Origin of the sequence: Prochlorococcus sp. MIT 1327 (assembly GCF_047304785.1) — a bacterium.
Lineage (GTDB): Bacteria > Cyanobacteriota > Cyanobacteriia > PCC-6307 > Cyanobiaceae > Prochlorococcus > Prochlorococcus marinus_D.
In genome coordinates this window covers 1096992-1114923 of record NZ_CP138972.1, presented here as the reverse complement: position 1 = coordinate 1114923, position 17932 = coordinate 1096992, and the positions used below count along the sequence as shown (strand labels likewise).

Here is a 17932-nt window from a genome sequence, read left to right as displayed (position 1 = left end):
GAACTACTGCGTGCAGAAAGTCATTGTGGCTCGTCGCCGCTCAAGCAGTAGTGGCACCGCCACCGCCGCCACGTTGAGCGACTCAACTGCTGCGCTATGCGGCAAGGTGACGCAATCAGTACAACACGCCTGCAGATGCGGATGCAGGCCGGATCCCTCATTGCCTAGCACCAACACAGTCGGTTGTCTCCAGTCCAGCTGCCAATAAGGCAAACAAGAATGGACTGCAGAAGAGCCCGGCACCATGGTGGCCACAACCTGTAAACCGCGACGAGCAGCACATTCAAGCTGCTCAGCCAACTGCTCCACGGCCTCCCGCCCTGATGACCCGAATCGCTGATAGGGCAACTGAAGGATGCTGATCAAAATGGAAATGTAACAGTTGAAAATTATTTTGAACAATGAGAATTCCCAAGTGCGTGCTGATGCGAGTGAACTTGGTTAAAGCAAATAGAGAGCCTGCCTGATCAAAGAGGAAGAGATCATAAAGATAAGTAATTGAAGGAAGAAGGATGCTTGATCTACAGTAAGCAATTGGCTTTGATACTAGAATGAAAATACTTAGAATTGGAAGAAAGGATGCAAGGGCATTGAAAAGATAGAGGCATATGACAATTCGGATGGGAACCATTTATTTAGAAAATATTGGAATTCATATGAATCGAAGATTTGTAGATGTTTGCAAGTAGCAAACTTGTATGGAAGCTATCTCTATGGTCAGAGCAAATCAGGACAAGCAATTTTCCTACTTCATTTTACGTTCAAAAACATGGTTAAGTAAGTCTAGTCGGGGATCATCTAAATTAGCATCAAGTCGATTGCAAAGCAAAATCCACCGCAAGGAAGACAACAAGGAATGGTCTGGCACAGTTCCAGCTATAATATTCAAATCACGGTTCCTAAGAGTACAGAAAGTAGAAACTAACATCTCAGCTCTAGAACCAATAAGATCTTCAACAGATTCCTTGGATATTTGCAAATCATGAGCGAACTCATGTGTAGAGTATATAGAATGAAATAGGCCTGCAAGATATTCACTACGGGGTCGGTTGGCTACGTAAAGCATTTTACAGACATTAATCAAATGTTCAAGGAAAGATTTCTTTCCCCAAGCCAAAGAAGATGCACCTAACGTCGTAAGCTTTGTGATGAGGAATTGTATTTCAGAATCGTCGTCAAACTTGTCAAGGCGATGAAGAATTAATTCTATACGAGCTGTATCTTTTAGTAAGAATCCAAGGGAAAACCTGTTGCAGTAGCTTCGCACAGCATGCCAAACCTGAGGACTAGGCTCTTTTGGCACGCAGAAAAGGTTAACATTCATGTGGGCATCATTAACAATTACCAGCTCATTTGTATTGTGGTTTTCATAGATGAACTCGCTCATTCCAGGCTTATCAATACCAACTAGATAACCTCTCCAACCAGGTTGCTCGCTGTTGGTGTGCCACTCCTTAAATCCACCGGGTGGATAATAGAAACAACCTCGCGGCCGAATGCCAAGCTGTTCAAAGTCTGATGAACTACTTTTGGTTGCAGGTTTAAACAGATTCAGCTTTCCATCATGCAGCCGCCATTGATTAAGAGGCGATATTTCATCAAGACTTGAAGGATGGTCATAGATCTCTTTGAGTAAATATTTCTCTTGATTTAGTTTTGGACTTTGGTTGAGATCTTTCCACCAATTTTCAATATGAGGATTTTGCGCTTTGATTGATGAAATATATTTTTTAGCAACCAGGCGTTGTCTAGAATCAACCGAATTAATTACATTATTAAGCCTCTTGTAGTAGAAGAGTGGCAGGCAAGGGTGATATGCAACTAGAAACTTAATAGGCAATTGATAGACAAGGTTTTTCATTGAATGGGCAAGTAGAATTTAGTGGATAAAGACTAGTTAAACGTGAAGAGAGTCTTGGTGAAAAAGGAGGGATATAAGCATCGAGAAAATATGGACGATAAGATTAGGCAGGAAAAGCTTGAGAAACTAGAAACACTATACAAAAACAATATTTTTAATTTTACAGCATTATAAGTGAGAGGGAAATGGTAACGACAGATCACTTACGGTTACATCTTTGTACCATAGAAGCTTATCTCCCGACCTATAATAGTCTCCATACCTCCAATCATAAACAGTAGGCAATATTAATGTAACACTTAGCTTGGCCATAGCGCATAAGTGAAAAAGAGCTGAATCAACAGCATAAATATATGCGTAATTAGACAGTAGTTGTATTGTCGCAAAGAAGTCATCAGGAATTAATCTGATGCGATTTGCAACTTCAGCGTTCCACCAATCCTTCCGATCCAGCTCGTGTGCATAAATATGCATATCACGCACATCTCGATCTAATCGTTTAGAAAACTCGTGAATTTCTTCTTGTAACATAGATCGTCGGGTTAGATCATTAGGTATATCAAGGTTGAGTAAATGTCTTAGTTTTTCTGCAGCAAAGGGTAGAAGGACATCACAACAAAGTTGATTTGTATTGTTTGTAGCGTAGGAGGACAAGAACTCATATTTTTGATTTAGTAGACTTGAAGCACTAAATATAGTAGCTGCGCTAATTAGGTCTACTTTGTAATACGAAGATTTTTCAGGGCAAGAGTATAAATTTGTTCTGACATCTAATCCGTCAATCAAAACTCCAAGCTTTTCAAATAAGCATTTGAACTGAAAAGAAACAAGCAAAGTTACATTCCGAAGTGATGAAACAAGATGAGGCAGTATACGTAAGAAAAAAATAACATCGCCAATGGCATTGCGTCTTGAATCTATGATTAAGTCTACTGAAGATGGATCGCTGTTGAATGCTGTGGTGAACTGTAAATAGTTTTTATAAAGCTCCCCAGTTGGATCCTCAAGTAACAAACGTTTTTGGAAAAGGGGAAAACCTAAATTTGAATCACCTGTTTCAAGTAAGCGAGCTCCATAACGGATTGATATTAGATTATCATCGGGATGAATTTCGTGAAGTTGTTTAAGAAGATTGAATACATCGACGCCAGAACGACGTAGAATTTCTGTATCCAGAAAATCCTGATGCACTAGAAGTAGGTCACATTTTAATCAATTATACATCGATTAGCATGCAAATAAAATTTTTAATTTGATGTTAAGTAGCTATCGTGAGATTAGGAGGTCAAAGTAATTCACATGAATTGAATGATTGCTCTTTTGGAATCATTTAGATCTGGCTAAATGAAAATAAATTAAAAATTAGCAATGGCCTTATGTTGTTGAAATTGTAAGCGTTGGAAAAAAGTCGCTGCAATCATTAAAGTCAAAATGTGTCGGCTTGGGATGGACTGGTTAAGACATTTCCTGAAGCAGGCTTTTCTACTGGAGGAGCCCTTAACATAAACAGACTAAACACTTAGTCCTACATATGTAGACAAGATTACAAAACACTTTAAATCCATTATAGGCAATCACTTGATAATGTAGCTGACAAGAGTGTAACGCAAAAAATTGAAAAATTAATCAAAAGAGATTTGAGAAAATGAATTTGAAAATCAGAGCGAGCCTAGCACCAAGATAGATTTGTATAGTTTTATTGCGAAACAATGCATTTGTGGAGGATCTCTCCATATTAAATATGTGTGAAAACACACTACCAAATTAAATTAATCAAGCCAATGGCGCAAGCAGCTCTAGAAACACTCCTCAAGGCAGTTGCTTCAGGTTCAGTTTCTGCTGAAAAAGCAGCTCAACTTATCACTAGCCAAAAAGGCAAAACACTTTCTGCCGCTGATCTTGATAAGATCGCTGGTGGTGGTGGAATCTGTTGGGATTGAGAATACTCTCAATTTTGCACAGCTTTAAACCCAACTTTTACTTAATTGCAAGAACATGGCACAAGCAGCTCTAGAAACACTCCTCAAGGCCGTTGCTTCAGGTTCAGTTTCTGCTGAAAAAGCAGCTCAACTTATCACTAGCCAAAAAGGCAAAACACTTTCTGCCGCTGATCTTGACAAGGTCGCTGGTGGTGGAGGGTTATGCTGGGACTAATCTACTAGTTCTTAAAACATAAATTAGGTTTGATATCAAAAATCTTTGCGTCTCCGCAAAGATTTTTTTATTTAGTTTTATTTTAAACATAAGCTTACATACAAGAACATGGAAAAAGCAGCTAAACTTATCACTAGCCAAAAAGGCAAAACACTTTCTTCCGCTGATCTTGATAAGATCGCTGGTGGTGGTGGAATCTGTTCAGATTGAGAATACTCTCAATTTTGCACAGCTTTAAACCCAACTTTTACTTAATTGCAAGAACATGGCACAAGCAGCTCTAGAAACACTCCTCAAGGCCGTTGCTTCAGGTTCAGTTTCTGCTGAAAAAGCAGCTGCAATCATCAGTAGTCAAAAAGGCAAAAAACTTTCTGCCGCTGATCTTGATAAGATCGCTGGTGGTGGGTGTACTAGCTGGGACTAATCTACTAGTTCTGACTACAGAAACATGGCCATGTTTATTCGTTGAAGTAATGCAATTATATTGATTTGTGATCTTTTACAGTGGTTAAATATGTAGACAGAGAATCATGATTGATTGAACTAGGCGCATCCTGTAAATTTTTGAAATAACTATCACACATTTCCCTGATGATATTCGATTTTGTCGAGCAGTTGAAAGCAATTGTATTGTCAAGATCAATCTGTTGGTGATCAACCGCGAATAGCTGACAGATGTTGCTGCAATTATTTGACAAATTGTTGGTATTTAACATGTACAGATTGCCAAACTTATGAATATTTGAAGCCAAGCGGCTATGACTATTATGCCAACATCGAAATAAGCCTGGTAATAAGGCATTAATTTTTAGGGCTAGAGAGGTATCATTAGCAAGATCACGAGCAGAAATATGTACGCCTCCAGTAAACAATGATTGATAATTCTGCACCCAGTCATGATACTCACCAGCTCTTGCAACGTCTAATGAATATGACAAAATAGATCGGCACCAGTCACGAGGGTTTCGTAAAATAAATAAGGTAGGGAGTGAATAATCTGTTTTAGAAAAATAATCAATCAGAAATATCATGGTAGTTGATATATCCACATAATTAGAAATGTATTCTCTTCTAGTTGACAAATAGTAAAGAGCAATTGCCTCAGAAGGCATTGAAGACATCTCTATAGCCAGATTTGAAATGCCTTGATGATCATACTCGTGAAGAGAATGCTTCCCTAGTAATGCGTTAACGAACGTGCTTCCTGATTTTGGAAGACAGATTACATTTCCAGTATTCACGTCAAAGAGTAATATTACAAATATAGTGAATATAACCATTGGGATCGTCATCTTTTACTATTTCTATATCCTCTGGCACTCGAATACCAAATTCCTTTAGTTTTGCAATAGGATCATTTATCATCTCACCTTCTGAAATATTCATAACTGGGCACTTCTTGAGTCGCCTGTCAATAATTTGTCGGCCATGTCTGTCATACTCACTAAGCGGTTTAATCGGAATAGACGCCTTAAATTTTACATAGTTGTCATCATGTTCTATAATTGACATTTCAATTTCCTCTGGCACACCAACCTTCGTCTGAAATGCTGCCTTTGGACAAGCTAGAAATAGCTCACGCATAAAGGGAGTGTCGATCCATTCACCTAAAAACTCAGCAATTGGATTCATGATGTTTCTCTCTGATTGGGCGTGCCATTGTTGCTATATTAATTCAATTTGACATGATCTGGGAAATTAAATATTTGATTTGCAATTGCATACTGCTAACTCAGAAGGCCTATAATGAAATGCAATCAGCTGTAACCATTAAATCGATAGCGATATGCTTGTCTCTAAAAATATAACTGATTTCTCTTCTCAAGGAGTTGCAATAGTTAGGAATGCATTGCCTGTAACTTTGATAAGCAAGTTGAATTCGTTGATTGTTAACGCCTCAAATAATACATCTGTTTCTACTGATTATAGTGACACTTATAATAAGGCATTCTCAAATGGAACAGATTTGGCATATAAGTGTAATGAGCTGCAGGATTTTGTCTCCTGCTCGTCTATCTCGAATATGGCGAATGAGATACTAGGCTGTAAAACCAACTATTTTCGTGACCAATTTTTTGTAAAAAAAGAAGGGACTATGCATACACCCTTTCATCAGGATGCACATTCATTGCCTTATTACTGCAAGGAATGCCTTGCTATTTGGATCCCCTTCCATAAAATAATAAGCGGACCATTGGTTTATAAAACCAAAACCCACATAAGTCGAGAACCGTATATCAGTCCTGAATACCTAGACTGGGTTGATTTTAATGAATTGTCAACAATGGGATTATCTGCTGGAGATATAAGCATACATCATGGTTGGACAATACATGGAAGTAAAAATTTAAAAATCCCAAAATTTAGCACACGTATGGCATGGTCAATAATGTATGTCTCTCAAGATGAATACGCGCTGAAGAAGGAGCATGAGTACGACAAAGTCATAGATACTATAGACAGCAATTTCCTGTCCAGAGTTAAAAGAATAAGAAATGAGATCAAAAATCGTAAATATTCATGATAGAAGAAATAGTACAGATTGCATATAAACATATTAAGACTGGTCAGAGAAAGGCTTTTAGGTCTACATATCAGGCTTTGAAATATTTTAATCCGATAATTATTGCCTTTGAAAACTATGTATATGCTAAACGGAAAAGAACTGATTTTTCATTCTATTTTAAATTTAGGGATTTTCATGACCTTGCTTACGCTCGATCGCTAAGGCCTCCTCGATTTATTAGAGAGTATGCTTTAAATATTCTGAACTCTCAAATAGGTGAATTGGCATTACGAAGCCCTGAAGCATTAGATGGCTTTTGGTTTGAAAGAGATTCAAAAAGCATAATTCCTAGAACATTAACATATGCCAAAGTATTAGATAGTGACCTATTCCTAGATTATGCAATGAAGAAGCTAATCCCTCCAGATCAATTGAAAAATAACAATATGGCTCACGCGTTGAATTCTTCCTGGAATCTCTGCCAGATTGGAACTGTAACAAGCTATGGATTCAAGATTGGAAGCAAATTGGTTTTCAAAATGCCCATTGATGATCTTAGATATTTAAATCCTTGTTCAAAAGCAATTCAAATTGTGGAAGACTTTAGCGCATTATTTAGCATAAGTGAAGTATTGCTTCATTTAAACTTCGCTTTCGACAATATATGGGCATCTGTAGAATTAATCACACCACAAAATGAAAGATTTAGTGCTAAGGAAAAGTGGATTAAGTTGCTCAAATATACTTTTCTTAGCGAACTGTCTGTAGAGGCTTACTACAACAGTAATACTTTGGATTGCAAGATGATTTTATCAGGAGTAAACCATATAAAGTTTCGGCTTAATGCTGGTGAAAACACCAGTTCATGGAATGCTAATGTTAAGATTTACTCTGGCATTCTAGTGGTTGGATAAAAGGTTGGAAGGAATTCCTTCACAGAATCGCCTTCATTTGCTCCTTCGAAATAAACTTTTGAGAGCTCCTGCCTCATCTTCAAGTCTTTATTGCTCGGATCAAGATGTTGATCAACTTGCTTTATTGAATAACGGGCATCTCCTGAAATGTAAGCTATTGCTATCACTCGTCTTGTTTGGTTCATAAAGTTATCGGTTCCACAATGAACAACATGTCCATCGTGTATATCAACATCACCAGCAGATAAGCTACTGACAAGTTCAAAATGACAATTATGTTCAGTAAAATACTTATGCAATCCTTTTTTCTTAATATCATTCCAACGGACATTTAATTCTTGGCTTCCATTTGCAAATACCATTCCATTTGGCTCTTCTAAATCAACCAGAGGTATCCAAATAGTCATTGCCTTCTGGTCTACAGGTAAATATGCATTGTCTTGATGCCAAGGCGTAAAACCACCTGATGGGGACTTGTAAAAAAGATAGGCATGTAATAGTGAGACACTTTTCCATTCAGACAAAATACTAAGGGTTCTTATGATCGAATATTGGCTTGCTAGTTTATATAATGGTGTATCTTCCTTTCCATTTAATCCAAATTTAAACTCTTCTGTTGTGCCACCTGTACTCTTGAAATCATCTGAGTTTGTTGTTTGGATTGTTTTTGCCCATTCGTCATCTGCATAAGACCTAACACTGTTCATAAGTTCAGATGTTGAAGTGAGAAATTTATTTATTCGAACATGCCCATGTTTATGTAGCAGATACTTAGACTCTTCTAGTGGAACAGCTGTCAAAGAACAATGATCCATATGTTAAAAATTATTCACTAAATTATATCACGGAATTATCATATTGACCTAAATCTTTTAAGTAAAAAAAGTTGGGAGCGCATGTACTTTTTTCTAGAGTTGATGTTGATAGGTTAATGTCTCAATTCACTTTTGTTAGAATGTTTTAAGTTCTTAGACAATTGCAATTCAGGTTAAGACTTTACAACATGTGATAGATATTACCAACCACCTTATCATTGCTTTTTATTTCATAATATGCCAAAGCGTTAGCTTGTTGACAATAACGCAAGCCTGAAGCACTGATGTTATTATATGTTTAATTAAATAAGTTAAAATTTTATGCCAGATAACGCATTGTTCGAAGAGCGAGCTCTAAAGAAGCTTCAATCTCCCGAACTACTTGATGAAAGTGTTTCATTTGTACCAATACCATTACGATTGGCTATTGGAGGTATTGGACTCTTATCAGTTCTTGGTTTAGGCTGGTCTATTTTTGGGCGTATACCAGAGCAAGTCTCTGGCATGGGATTGATCATAGATCGCGATAGTGTTTATAATTTGGCAACTACGGCTAGTGGAGTACTCGTATACAACTATCTCCCTATAGAAGGAGGCAATGTTGACGAGCAACGAAATAGACGATTTTTTAAAGACCTTAGCGAAGTAAGTAAAAAAATTAATAATGCTAGAGATAGATACCAAGCATTAAAAATCAAGGAAATGGCAATTGCTCGTAGATCAGACAGTATTGCGAATACAAATTATTTTGGCGATATTGATTTCGATAAGGCCTTAACATTTTACGAAGAAATCGATAGGGAACGAATATCTGAAATGTTAGAGGCATCTGAGCATCTGTTCCAGCAAGGCTTAAGAGGAGGCTATGGCGCAAGAAAGCGTCCCTTACAGAGCACTATTGAGGCTCTACCCAAAGATATGCCATTCGCATTTGTAGTTAATGAAGCAGATCTTTTAAGTTCACTTTCAAAATTATCTCAACTTGACGAGGCCTATCGCTCCTACAAATCAACTTATTTCGCAAACAGCAACCTTATTAAACTAGCCAATACGAATATCAATTATTTAAAAAAGTCTCTAGAGGCCACACGAAAGGCCTATAAAGTTGGAGTCGTTTCTAAGTTATCGGTAGAATCTGGTCTCAACGATCTACAACAAGCAGAATCAAAAATATATCAATCTCGCCTGGAAATCAAGAAAACTGAATCTGGTTTCAGACAATCTCTTATTGATTTTATCGACCAACTCACTGCTTTTATAGAGAATGGTATTATTACCTTACCAGATCATAATTTATCTATTGACGCCCTAACCGCTAACAGCGGGCAATATTTACAGGCTGGTACTCAAGTTGGAATAGCTAGTCAGGTCCCAACATCAGAAACAGATGGTTTAACTACAGCTCCACGAATAATAAGTGTCTATATGGATAATGCCTCTGGTCAAAAAACTTCAATTGGCCAAAGAGCTATCGTAACTCCAGAAATAATCCAAAAATCAGAATATGGTGGAATTCTAGGAGAAGTCATCTCTACCCCAACCCCTATTATGAGTACAGAACAACTTGATAATATGTTCCCATATGAAGGCTTTAATACTGATTTGACTAATGCATACACTGTACCTGTATCAGTGCAGGTTAAACTGTTGTTAGATGAAGAAGGAAACTATAAGTGGAGTGGGAACTTGACACCACCATACCCAGTCCGTTCATATACAGTTGCCACAGTAAGCATCACTACTCTTAATAAAGCACCAATATCGTACCTCGTTCCTGCTTTTAAAACCTTGCTTGGACCATTATCTATGATTAAAACATACAAACTAGCTAACTAAAAATGAATTCTATATCATCTTATTTTTCAAAGGTTCAGAAGAAATTCAAGAGACCATTGACTAGAGTCAAAACAAAATGTACTCTACAATTTGAGGCTGTTGAATGCGGTGCTGCTTCATTACGTACAATTCTTTCTTACTATGGAAAGTTTGTTGATCTATCAGAATTAAGGCAGCGATGTGGTGTTACACGTGACGGAAGTAAGGCCTCGAAGATTGTTATAGCTGCTGAATATTTCGGCCTCGATAACATTGCAGAAAGACTTTCCTATGAAGAATTGATTTCTGAGGGTAAATTTCCTTGCATTCTTTTTTGGAACTTTAACCATTTTCTTGTATGTGAGGGATATGATGACGAGAATTTTTATCTTAGTGACCCAGCGCAAGGAAGAAGAAGTGTTGCCCATAATGAATTCGCAGATAGCTTTACAGGAATATACATTTACTTTAGCCCCAATGATACCTTTGAGAAAGGTGGTAAAGATCAATTCCCTGAGCGATTATTCCTTAAACTTATCAAGCCATATATATCTATTATATTATACTCTTTTGCACTGACACTTGCAGCAGCATTAGCTAATATTTTTATAAGCTTATGCTCAATGATATTCATAGACAGGGTTATGCAATATGGGCAGATAGACTTAGCCCCACCTATTGTATTAGCGCTTTTGTTATTGTCAACGCTTTTAGTTATAACTCTAGCGCTAAGGTTTTATATATTGCGCCGGATGGAGGTAATACTCTCTAGACGCTTTTCATTGAAGTTTTCACAACATTTGCTTGAAGTTTCATATAGATACTATACCCAACGAATGGCTGGTGAGATATCAGGCCGCATAGCAAATGCGGCAACCTTTATTCATACCACAATATCATCAGTACTTACTTATAGCTTTTCGTTGCTACAAGGTATTTTTGCCATGTTAGCTATGACTTTAATATCTTTGCCACTTACTATTTTCTCAGCCGGAGGTCTTATATTAAATACAGCGATTGCAATATTTTTAACTCAATCAAGAGAGGATAGCAATAAGAAATTAGCTCTAGACCTCGGAAAATCAAATGGTGTTGGTTTATATGGGATCAAATCTATTCAATCAATAAAAGCAGGAGGTAGAGAAAATGAATTCTTTAATCGATGGAGTGGTTATTTTATGAAAGCAAGCCAGGCCCAGCAGCTAATGGGCTTCCAAATAACTCAACTATCTACTATTAGTCAAACAACTAACTTTGCACTTCAATTGTTTATTTTGGCCTATGGTGGCTATCAAATATTAAATGGAAACCTAACATTAGGAGGATTGATTGGTTATACATACTTATTGACTGTATTCCAGGTCCCATTAACTTCATTGCCGTCCGCCATCAAAGCTTATCAAGAGATTGTAGGTGATGCTGGTAGAGTTTTAGATGGCTTAGATGAACCTGTAGATACAAAATTAGTAAGCTCATTGGATATTGAATTCTTTAAAAATAATACAAGCAATACCAATGTATCAATGCCTGAGATTGTTTCCACTAGCGACACAGCAATTGAATTTAAGGAAATTGTTTTTGGATTTAATGTGATTGACCCTCCATTATTCCCAAGGCTAAATTTATCTATAAAGAAAAGTGAATTCATATCAATCATTGGACCTAGTGGATGTGGTAAGTCTACTATAGCAAAACTTATTACAGGCCTATATGAACCACTTTCTGGCGACTTAGAGATCTTTGGAAAACCACTTCGATCATATACATCATCTGAAGCCATACAACTAGTAGGATATGTACCTCAGGAAGTTTTTGTTTATAGTCAATCCTTTAGAGATAATATCACATTATTCAATCCTCTTATTGATGATAATTCTATTTATAAGGCTTTGAATGATTCTTGTTTGATAGATGTAGTAGAAAAAAGCGAGAAAGGGCTTGATACATTATTGAGAGATAATGGAGCTGACCTTAGTGGTGGACAAAGACAGCGTTTAGAAATAGCTCGGGCATTATCTAGGAATCCATCAGTTATTATTTTAGATGAAGCAACTTCTGCTTTAGACAATAAAATTGAAGCAAAAGTTTTTGAGAATATTAGATCTAGAGAACTTACTGTGTTTAATGTTGCGCATAGGCTCACATCAGTATCTTCATCAGATAAAATAATATGTATAGAGAATGGTGAAATAACAGATTTTGCTAGTCCATCATCTATGAAAAGAGATCCAGGATCATTATATTCAAGACTTCTTTCATCAGAAACCTCAACTTAATAAAATGCTTCTAACCAGATTACAAACTTCTAATTTTATTTTTCCCCATGACAGAGCTTAACCTACTCAGTAAAGACATTACAACTAAGTACTCAGAATTGATTTCTGATGCTTTAGATCAAAACCTACCTAACTCATCAATTGTATCAAGCTCTAGTGTTGTACGATGTACAGCATTTTTATTGAATACTCTTAGCGCCAAATTTGATTTTTGTCTTTCTGCAGAAACACTATCACCTCAAATAACAATTCCTGAATATCTAGAAATAACAGGACTCAGATATAGAAATATTACCCTACCAGCCAACATTGATTCAAGTGACTATGGCCCTATTATTATTCTGTGCACAAAGAATGAATCGTCAGAATTAATACCATGTGTTTTGTATAAGGACTCTAAAAAAGTAACCTTGCTTTATGACTCTGAGATAGATGAAATAATTGAACATTCAAAGTTAAATGATTATAATATCAAGAGGTTCTCATACCAAGTTTTTGCATCACTTCCGCCGAAACCCTCAGGAATACTTGACATAGCTAAATTTAGTCTTAGTTCCTTTAGTAATGATCTCATAGTTATCCTTTACGCTTCAGTTGCTCTATCTGTCTTTAACATCTGTATTCCAATACTAACTGCTTATTTAACATCAACGATTATTCCATCCACAGACTTAGGTTTATTATATTCCACATCATTCCTTATAACTGTTATTATTATATCTGCTTCAATTGGTCAATACTTTCAAGGAGTGGTATTGCTTAGACTAGAAACACAAGCTGATACAAGACTTCAGACAGCAGTGTGGTCAAAACTTCTAACATTATCAATAACCTTTTTTGAGAAATATAGTCCTGGTGATTTATCTTCTAGAGTCAACTCCATCACACAAATACGCAAGCAATTAGGATCATCTCTATTATCAGCAGCAATATCAGTGTTGTTTGGCTTTACATATTTTATAGGTATGTTAACCGTTGACACTAAACTTTCCTTAGTGGCTTTAGGTTATAGTGCATTAGTCGCATCATTTATTATATATAATGCTCGAAGAAGTGCTAACCTTCAAATACCTCTTCTTGATTCAAATGCAGAGTTGAATGATTTTTCTCTTCAGACAGTAATTGGTTTTCCTCAAGTACGTACAAGTCTCTCAGGTATTTATATTCTTAATCAAATCTTTAAACGGGTTAAGCTCAATATAATTTTGCAGAATTCAAGTAATTATTTTAATGACTTGCTGGAACTTGGTGGGAGCTCTTTCTCCCCTATAGCTACTTGGCTTGTGCTTTCAGTTATAACCTATTTCATTACACACCCCTCTGACTCTTCATCCCAACTTGATTACTATTTAATCTTTATCTCATTCAATGCGTATTTTTCTGCTTTTATTCTTTCCATCAGTACTGCATCAAATACGCTTGCAGTTTCTCTAACAAAAGCTCTGGCATTGTGGAAACGAGTAGAGCCAATAATTTATGCTACTCCGGAGCCTGGTTCATCTGCCTCTGCGTATCGTCATGAATTGAAGGGCGAGTTTGAATTTTCTAATGTTTCATATTCTTATCCAGGCAGTGAAAAATTAGTACTTACAGATAACTGTTTTAAAATTGAAAAGCAAAAATATACAGCTTTAACTGGTCCTTCCGGAAGTGGTAAAAGTACTATTGCTCGCCTATTATTAGGTTTTGATCAACCAAAATCTGGCAATGTTCTTGTAGATGGCAATCCACTACATACTCTTTCTATTAGACACTTTAGATCACAGCTAGGTGTAGTTATGCAAAATATATCTGTTAATCCAGGAACTATATATGATGTAATCTGTGCAGGATCAGTTTTTACTCGCGATGAAGTCTGGGAGGCATTAGAAAAAAGCTCTTTTGCAGAAGACGTTAGAAATATGCCCATGGGTATTGAAACCATTATCAGTGAAGGCGGTTCTAATCTTTCAGGTGGGCAAAGACAACGCCTTATACTTTCGGCAGCACTAATTTCTAAACCAAAGGTACTTATTCTTGATGAAGCAACTTCTGCACTAGATGAGATTTCACAATCTGCTGTAACTAATACTCTAGAAAGTTTATCGATTACTCGCATCGCAATTGCTCATCGTACAAGCACTATTCGTAATGCAGACAAAATTATAGTTCTCGAAGATGGTAAACTTACTCAATCAGGTACTTTTGATGAACTAATTAACGAACCAGGCTACTTTAAAACTGTCGCTCAATGAGGTCTATTATGCTGACTGAACTTATTAATAAATTAGTAATTGAAATAGAGAATTATCTTTGCGCTCGTTTTGATAAAAATTGGACTGATTTCTTACTTATGCCTGGATACTCAGATGTGTGGATAACTGCACTTGTAGTTACTCTGACCGAGTCTACCTCTAACAAAGAACTTATCGAACTTCGTTCAGTTGCTTTCGATAATTTAGATTCTTACGCCAAGTCTAATGACTATTGTGTAGGTTACAATAAATTCACTCCTCCAGATTGTGATTCATCTATATGGTTGGCTAGATCCTATCAATCAATGAGAAGAAATATACCTGAAAAACTTATTCATTTTATCAATAATCATCGCATTCCTAATCAGAACAAATGCTCAACATATATAATTTCGGATGGTATTGCAGAATTCATTGGTCTCGAAAATCGTCAAGTGAATGGATGGTATTCATCTCACGATTGTGTTGAATTAAATTACCATGCCATTCATAGCTACCTTCTTGGTCAGGATGACGAATCTGACTTCCTAAATAATAATTCTATATTTTCATCATATTGGTGGCCTACGGACGCATACCTAATATGCTTTGACGCGAAAAAATCAACTTCATTCGATACTATGATGATTGAACATAGCTCAACATTTATAAATAGTTTTGAAAACCTTGTTGCTATTAATAAATTGTCGAAGCCAAGGAATTTCGTTGAGCTTATAAATATTATTAACCGTGCAAAGTCGTATGCAGTCAATGACGATCAAATAATTAGATTGTCGTACCTTATTGATCAATTTATATCAGATCCCTGTGAACACTCATGGATGATTTTACCTATGCCTGATCATGAAAATAGAGATAAACAAGCTAAATGGGATTTAAATGGTCTTGTGCAAGGTGCAGCGTTACCTGATGTTAACGGAGTTTTCAGTTCATCATTACTCTTAAGCTTATGTCATTCCTTTAATATCTAGTTAATTAAGCTGAAAGATTGGTAGTTCCAATGGTTCTAGTAGCTTAATTGGGTGTATGAGCTTTCCCTTGGGCATAGTTTCTATAGGTTTTTCCGTTAATGAGCTGATTTCAATAAGGTTATTATTATAGACTTGTATATTACTGAGTAATTTGTCCATATATGAAACTATGGCACTTTGATCCTGTACTACGTTAGTAGCAGACCCTTTACCCAACGATAGTGCGGCTAAGTCCATCCTAAGCAAATCAACAGCTGCCTTAACCTCTTCAACATTATTTTCTGTTATAAATGCATAGCTATTTATTGTTTCGTAATTATTTTTAATTGTTGATATCAACTGATTCAAGGTATCTTTATAGTTTTCCTCTTCAGATTTGGCATTAAATAGTGCAGCATTTGAATTGGACTTGTTGATCCCTCCATCAAATACTTCCCACCCAACAGAGGCACTTAGAGTGACTGTCCAACTGTCAGTTTGGTATCCTGGATTTAAAGTAGTTGAATAACTCGGATTTCCACTTACTCTAGAGGGGTCAACCTCTAAACCCAATGTAAGTGTTGGGTAATACTTTGATATATAATACCTAGCATAAGCATTATAATAAGCAGTTTTCGCTTTGCTTTCTTTTAATGAATTGCTTGATAATATTGCATCGCGAATGCTATCATTTCTTGTGTGCTTCCACTCACCCAGTAAATCTAGTGAAGTGGCAGGAATAATTGGTGGGGACTCAGGTGATAACCCTATTGTTGAGCTTAGTGTGTTTTGTGCATTTTTAATGTCATTTATTGCGCTAACCGTATTGCTTACATTGTCAAGTAAGGTTGCCTTCTGTTTTACTACATCGTAGTATGTTGCAATTCCTGCTGTATATAACTGTTCCGCAGCCCTGTAAAAATCTAATGCATTTTTAGATAATACTCTACTTGTATAGTAACTTGCTATCGCATACTGTAATGTTACATAGCCTTTTTGAGCGCTTGATATCACATCCTTCTCTTCTTTCATGGTTGCTTCATACTGTTGATCTTCAGTTGCGAAGGCCATTGAGATATCAGCATCTCTCGCTAAATCAACAAGATCCCATTTTATTGTCGCGCTAGGTGCAAGACTCGAATACAATTTTTCCTTGTATACATTTTTATCTGAAGGCGCTGCAGTATCAGGATCATATGCATTTTCTTCTCCTTTAATACGTTCCCAATTCATGTCAAGGGTCAATGCTGGGAACCATCCCGCTTGAGATGCAAGTGTTGAATATTCTTTAGATGTCAACAATAGATATTGACTTTTCAGTGCTGGTGATTCTTCCTTTGCTAATTTTACAACTTCATTTATGTTCAAAGCCATTGAATCTTTTGCTGGTTTCCAGCTAATTGCCTTTTGATATTCCTCATAGCTTTCTAATGCAGCATTTGCAGGAACTGCATATGAAAATATTGTTATCAAAGTTACTGAGTTGATCAGAGCTAATGAATTCCCTTGCCTCATTACGTTAATTGTGTTCGCAACTTTTTCATTTAGGTATTCTAAAACTCCTAGATAATTATTAGTATTTTTAGTTTTGTTCTTATTAACTGGAGTAAGGCGCTTCTGTTCCATTTCCTTTGAAGGTAATTGAGCCCATAAAAAAGGTGGTAACACTTTCATGAACTATCTAGATTTAATCTAAATGATTTTAAATTATCTTAACTTGCTATGCGCAATGCTGCAACTCCTATTTACATCTTCGTTCTATCTGTGACTAGGTTTCGCTAACGCCTTCTTGAATATGACGATTTAATCGTATTCCGCCTTTTGGCTAATAATACTAATGTGATCACGACCTTCGTTATTCTATCTTCATAGCTTTTGTCCTAATTTTTATTCTTGATCATGGATCTTCGCATCAGCTCCAGCGGCACTGGACTGATACAGCTGTTAGGGAGTAAAGATAAAGTCCTTGCAAACAAAAGGAAATTGAACTTACCTTTATTTGCAAGGCCATCAAAACATCCTTGAAAGAAATTCTTTTCAATGAGGACAAACAAGCAGCTGGCGCCCGCCTTCTAAGTAGTCCCTTGCAATGGCTACTGGGTCAAAATCCTCACGTATTTCTCCTTTGCTAGGGCTAGCCTTTATGACTTCGGCAAGCACTGCAGGCTTTACATTGGCATTTCTTAAGGCAGCGATAAAATTTCTTGGAGCTTGTAAAGCTTGAAGCCTAGATTTCAACGGTTCTAATGGAACACGTTGGCAGGCTACTTCTACTTCATGATCCTTTTCCCAGAGAATCTTTTCAAGAATGTTGCGAGAATGTGCTTCTTCATGGAGAATTGAATACTTAAGTTGAGCAACCTTTACACTGGACTTGGTGGATGACGACGAATCTCCATGGTCAGTT

Annotated in this window: 15 protein-coding genes and 2 pseudogenes; 9 read left to right on the top strand and 8 right to left on the bottom strand. The window is 36.6% G+C overall.

From position 1 onward, the window contains the following. Positions 1–3: 3 nt before the first annotated feature. The 3 genes and pseudogenes from SIB80_RS05420 to SIB80_RS05410 form a co-directional block, all read right to left on the bottom strand. Positions 4–360: pseudogene (locus SIB80_RS05420) on the bottom strand (TrmH family RNA methyltransferase); the annotation flags it as partial. A gap of 385 nt (positions 361–745) precedes the next feature. Beyond that, positions 746–1861, bottom strand: coding sequence for a DUF6817 domain-containing protein (locus SIB80_RS05415; RefSeq protein ID WP_063418770.1), 1116 nt, complete (start codon positions 1859–1861; stop codon positions 746–748). Between the two features lie 168 nt (positions 1862–2029). Further along, entirely contained in the window at positions 2030–3052 is a 1023-nt protein-coding gene (locus SIB80_RS05410) for a hypothetical protein (protein WP_063418771.1), read from the bottom strand. A 590-nt stretch (positions 3053–3642) separates the two neighbouring features. Between SIB80_RS05410 and SIB80_RS05405 the strand changes: the two genes are divergently transcribed. The 3 genes from SIB80_RS05405 to SIB80_RS05395 all read left to right on the top strand — a co-directional run bounded on the left by SIB80_RS05405 (position 3643) and on the right by SIB80_RS05395 (position 4439). Continuing rightward, the gene (locus tag SIB80_RS05405) at positions 3643–3801 is read left to right on the top strand and encodes a hypothetical protein (protein ID WP_169246896.1); all 159 of its coding nucleotides are present in this window, start codon (positions 3643–3645) and stop codon (positions 3799–3801) included. Positions 3802–3856: 55 nt separating this feature from the next. Next, on the top strand, positions 3857–4015 hold the full coding sequence (locus tag SIB80_RS05400; RefSeq protein WP_236065920.1) for a hypothetical protein: 159 nt from the start codon (positions 3857–3859) through the stop codon (positions 4013–4015). Positions 4016–4280: 265 nt separating this feature from the next. Next, a complete protein-coding gene (locus SIB80_RS05395) occupies positions 4281–4439 on the top strand; it encodes a hypothetical protein (protein ID WP_169189966.1) in 159 nt (52 codons plus the stop codon). Positions 4440–4494: 55 nt separating this feature from the next. Here the strand turns inward: SIB80_RS05395 and SIB80_RS05390 are convergent, their stop codons facing one another. Both SIB80_RS05390 and SIB80_RS05385 read right to left on the bottom strand, forming a co-directional pair. Continuing rightward, positions 4495–5256: a hypothetical protein gene (locus SIB80_RS05390; protein WP_169189965.1), complete on the bottom strand. Its 762-nt coding sequence runs from the start codon at positions 5254–5256 to the stop codon at positions 4495–4497. Position 5257: 1 nt separating this feature from the next. Next, on the bottom strand, positions 5258–5647 hold the full coding sequence (locus SIB80_RS05385) for a hypothetical protein (RefSeq protein ID WP_063418772.1): 390 nt from the start codon (positions 5645–5647) through the stop codon (positions 5258–5260). A 154-nt stretch (positions 5648–5801) separates the two neighbouring features. Here SIB80_RS05385 and SIB80_RS05380 point away from each other — a divergent pair, with 154 nt between their 5' ends. Together SIB80_RS05380 and SIB80_RS05375 are read left to right on the top strand one after the other, a co-directional pair. Continuing rightward, a complete protein-coding gene (locus SIB80_RS05380) occupies positions 5802–6539 on the top strand; it encodes a phytanoyl-CoA dioxygenase family protein (RefSeq protein ID WP_063434695.1) in 738 nt (245 codons plus the stop codon). Next, positions 6536–7435: a hypothetical protein gene (locus SIB80_RS05375; RefSeq protein ID WP_063418774.1), complete on the top strand. Its 900-nt coding sequence runs from the start codon at positions 6536–6538 to the stop codon at positions 7433–7435. Before SIB80_RS05380 ends, SIB80_RS05375 begins: the two co-directional genes overlap by 4 nt. Here the strand turns inward: SIB80_RS05375 and SIB80_RS05370 are convergent. Further along, a complete protein-coding gene (locus SIB80_RS05370) occupies positions 7408–8235 on the bottom strand; it encodes a phytanoyl-CoA dioxygenase family protein (protein ID WP_063418775.1) in 828 nt (275 codons plus the stop codon). The two genes, SIB80_RS05375 and SIB80_RS05370, sit on opposite strands and share 28 nt — an antisense overlap. A gap of 351 nt (positions 8236–8586) precedes the next feature. Between SIB80_RS05370 and SIB80_RS05365 the strand changes: the two genes are divergently transcribed. Genes SIB80_RS05365 through SIB80_RS05350 form a run of 4 tightly spaced genes read left to right on the top strand, consistent with a single transcriptional unit; the run spans position 8587 to position 15546 of the window. Then, the gene (locus SIB80_RS05365) at positions 8587–10086 is read left to right on the top strand and encodes a TolC family protein (RefSeq protein WP_413681508.1); all 1500 of its coding nucleotides are present in this window, start codon (positions 8587–8589) and stop codon (positions 10084–10086) included. 56 nt (positions 10087–10142) lie between these two features. Continuing rightward, positions 10143–12341, top strand: a complete 2199-nt coding sequence (locus SIB80_RS05360; protein WP_236065921.1) for a cysteine peptidase family C39 domain-containing protein — start codon at positions 10143–10145, stop codon at positions 12339–12341. Between the two features lie 47 nt (positions 12342–12388). Further along, on the top strand, positions 12389–14575 hold the full coding sequence (locus tag SIB80_RS05355) for an ATP-binding cassette domain-containing protein (RefSeq protein WP_169246937.1): 2187 nt from the start codon (positions 12389–12391) through the stop codon (positions 14573–14575). A gap of 8 nt (positions 14576–14583) precedes the next feature. Further along, entirely contained in the window at positions 14584–15546 is a 963-nt protein-coding gene (locus SIB80_RS05350; RefSeq protein ID WP_063434709.1) for a hypothetical protein, read from the top strand. Here SIB80_RS05350 and SIB80_RS05345 read toward each other — a convergent pair whose 3' ends face one another. Beyond that, positions 15547–17199, bottom strand: coding sequence for a TolC family protein (locus SIB80_RS05345; protein WP_169246938.1), 1653 nt, complete (start codon positions 17197–17199; stop codon positions 15547–15549). A 273-nt stretch (positions 17200–17472) separates the two neighbouring features. Then, a pseudogene (locus SIB80_RS05340) lies at positions 17473–17924 on the bottom strand (indole-3-glycerol-phosphate synthase TrpC); the annotation flags it as partial. Between the last annotated feature and the right edge of the window lie 8 nt (positions 17925–17932).

Coding starts and splice junctions, on each gene's coding strand:
- SIB80_RS05350 (WP_063434709.1), top strand. CDS start 14,584: ATGCTGACTGAACTTATTAATAAATTAGTAATTGAAATAGAGAATTAT.
- SIB80_RS05395 (WP_169189966.1), top strand. CDS start 4,281: ATGGCACAAGCAGCTCTAGAAACACTCCTCAAGGCCGTTGCTTCAGGT.
- SIB80_RS05415 (WP_063418770.1), bottom strand. CDS start 1,861: ATGAAAAACCTTGTCTATCAATTGCCTATTAAGTTTCTAGTTGCATAT.
- SIB80_RS05345 (WP_169246938.1), bottom strand. CDS start 17,199: ATGAAAGTGTTACCACCTTTTTTATGGGCTCAATTACCTTCAAAGGAA.
- SIB80_RS05405 (WP_169246896.1), top strand. CDS start 3,643: ATGGCGCAAGCAGCTCTAGAAACACTCCTCAAGGCAGTTGCTTCAGGT.
- SIB80_RS05385 (WP_063418772.1), bottom strand. CDS start 5,647: ATGAATCCAATTGCTGAGTTTTTAGGTGAATGGATCGACACTCCCTTT.
- SIB80_RS05375 (WP_063418774.1), top strand. CDS start 6,536: ATGATAGAAGAAATAGTACAGATTGCATATAAACATATTAAGACTGGT.
- SIB80_RS05355 (WP_169246937.1), top strand. CDS start 12,389: ATGACAGAGCTTAACCTACTCAGTAAAGACATTACAACTAAGTACTCA.
- SIB80_RS05400 (WP_236065920.1), top strand. CDS start 3,857: ATGGCACAAGCAGCTCTAGAAACACTCCTCAAGGCCGTTGCTTCAGGT.
- SIB80_RS05380 (WP_063434695.1), top strand. CDS start 5,802: ATGCTTGTCTCTAAAAATATAACTGATTTCTCTTCTCAAGGAGTTGCA.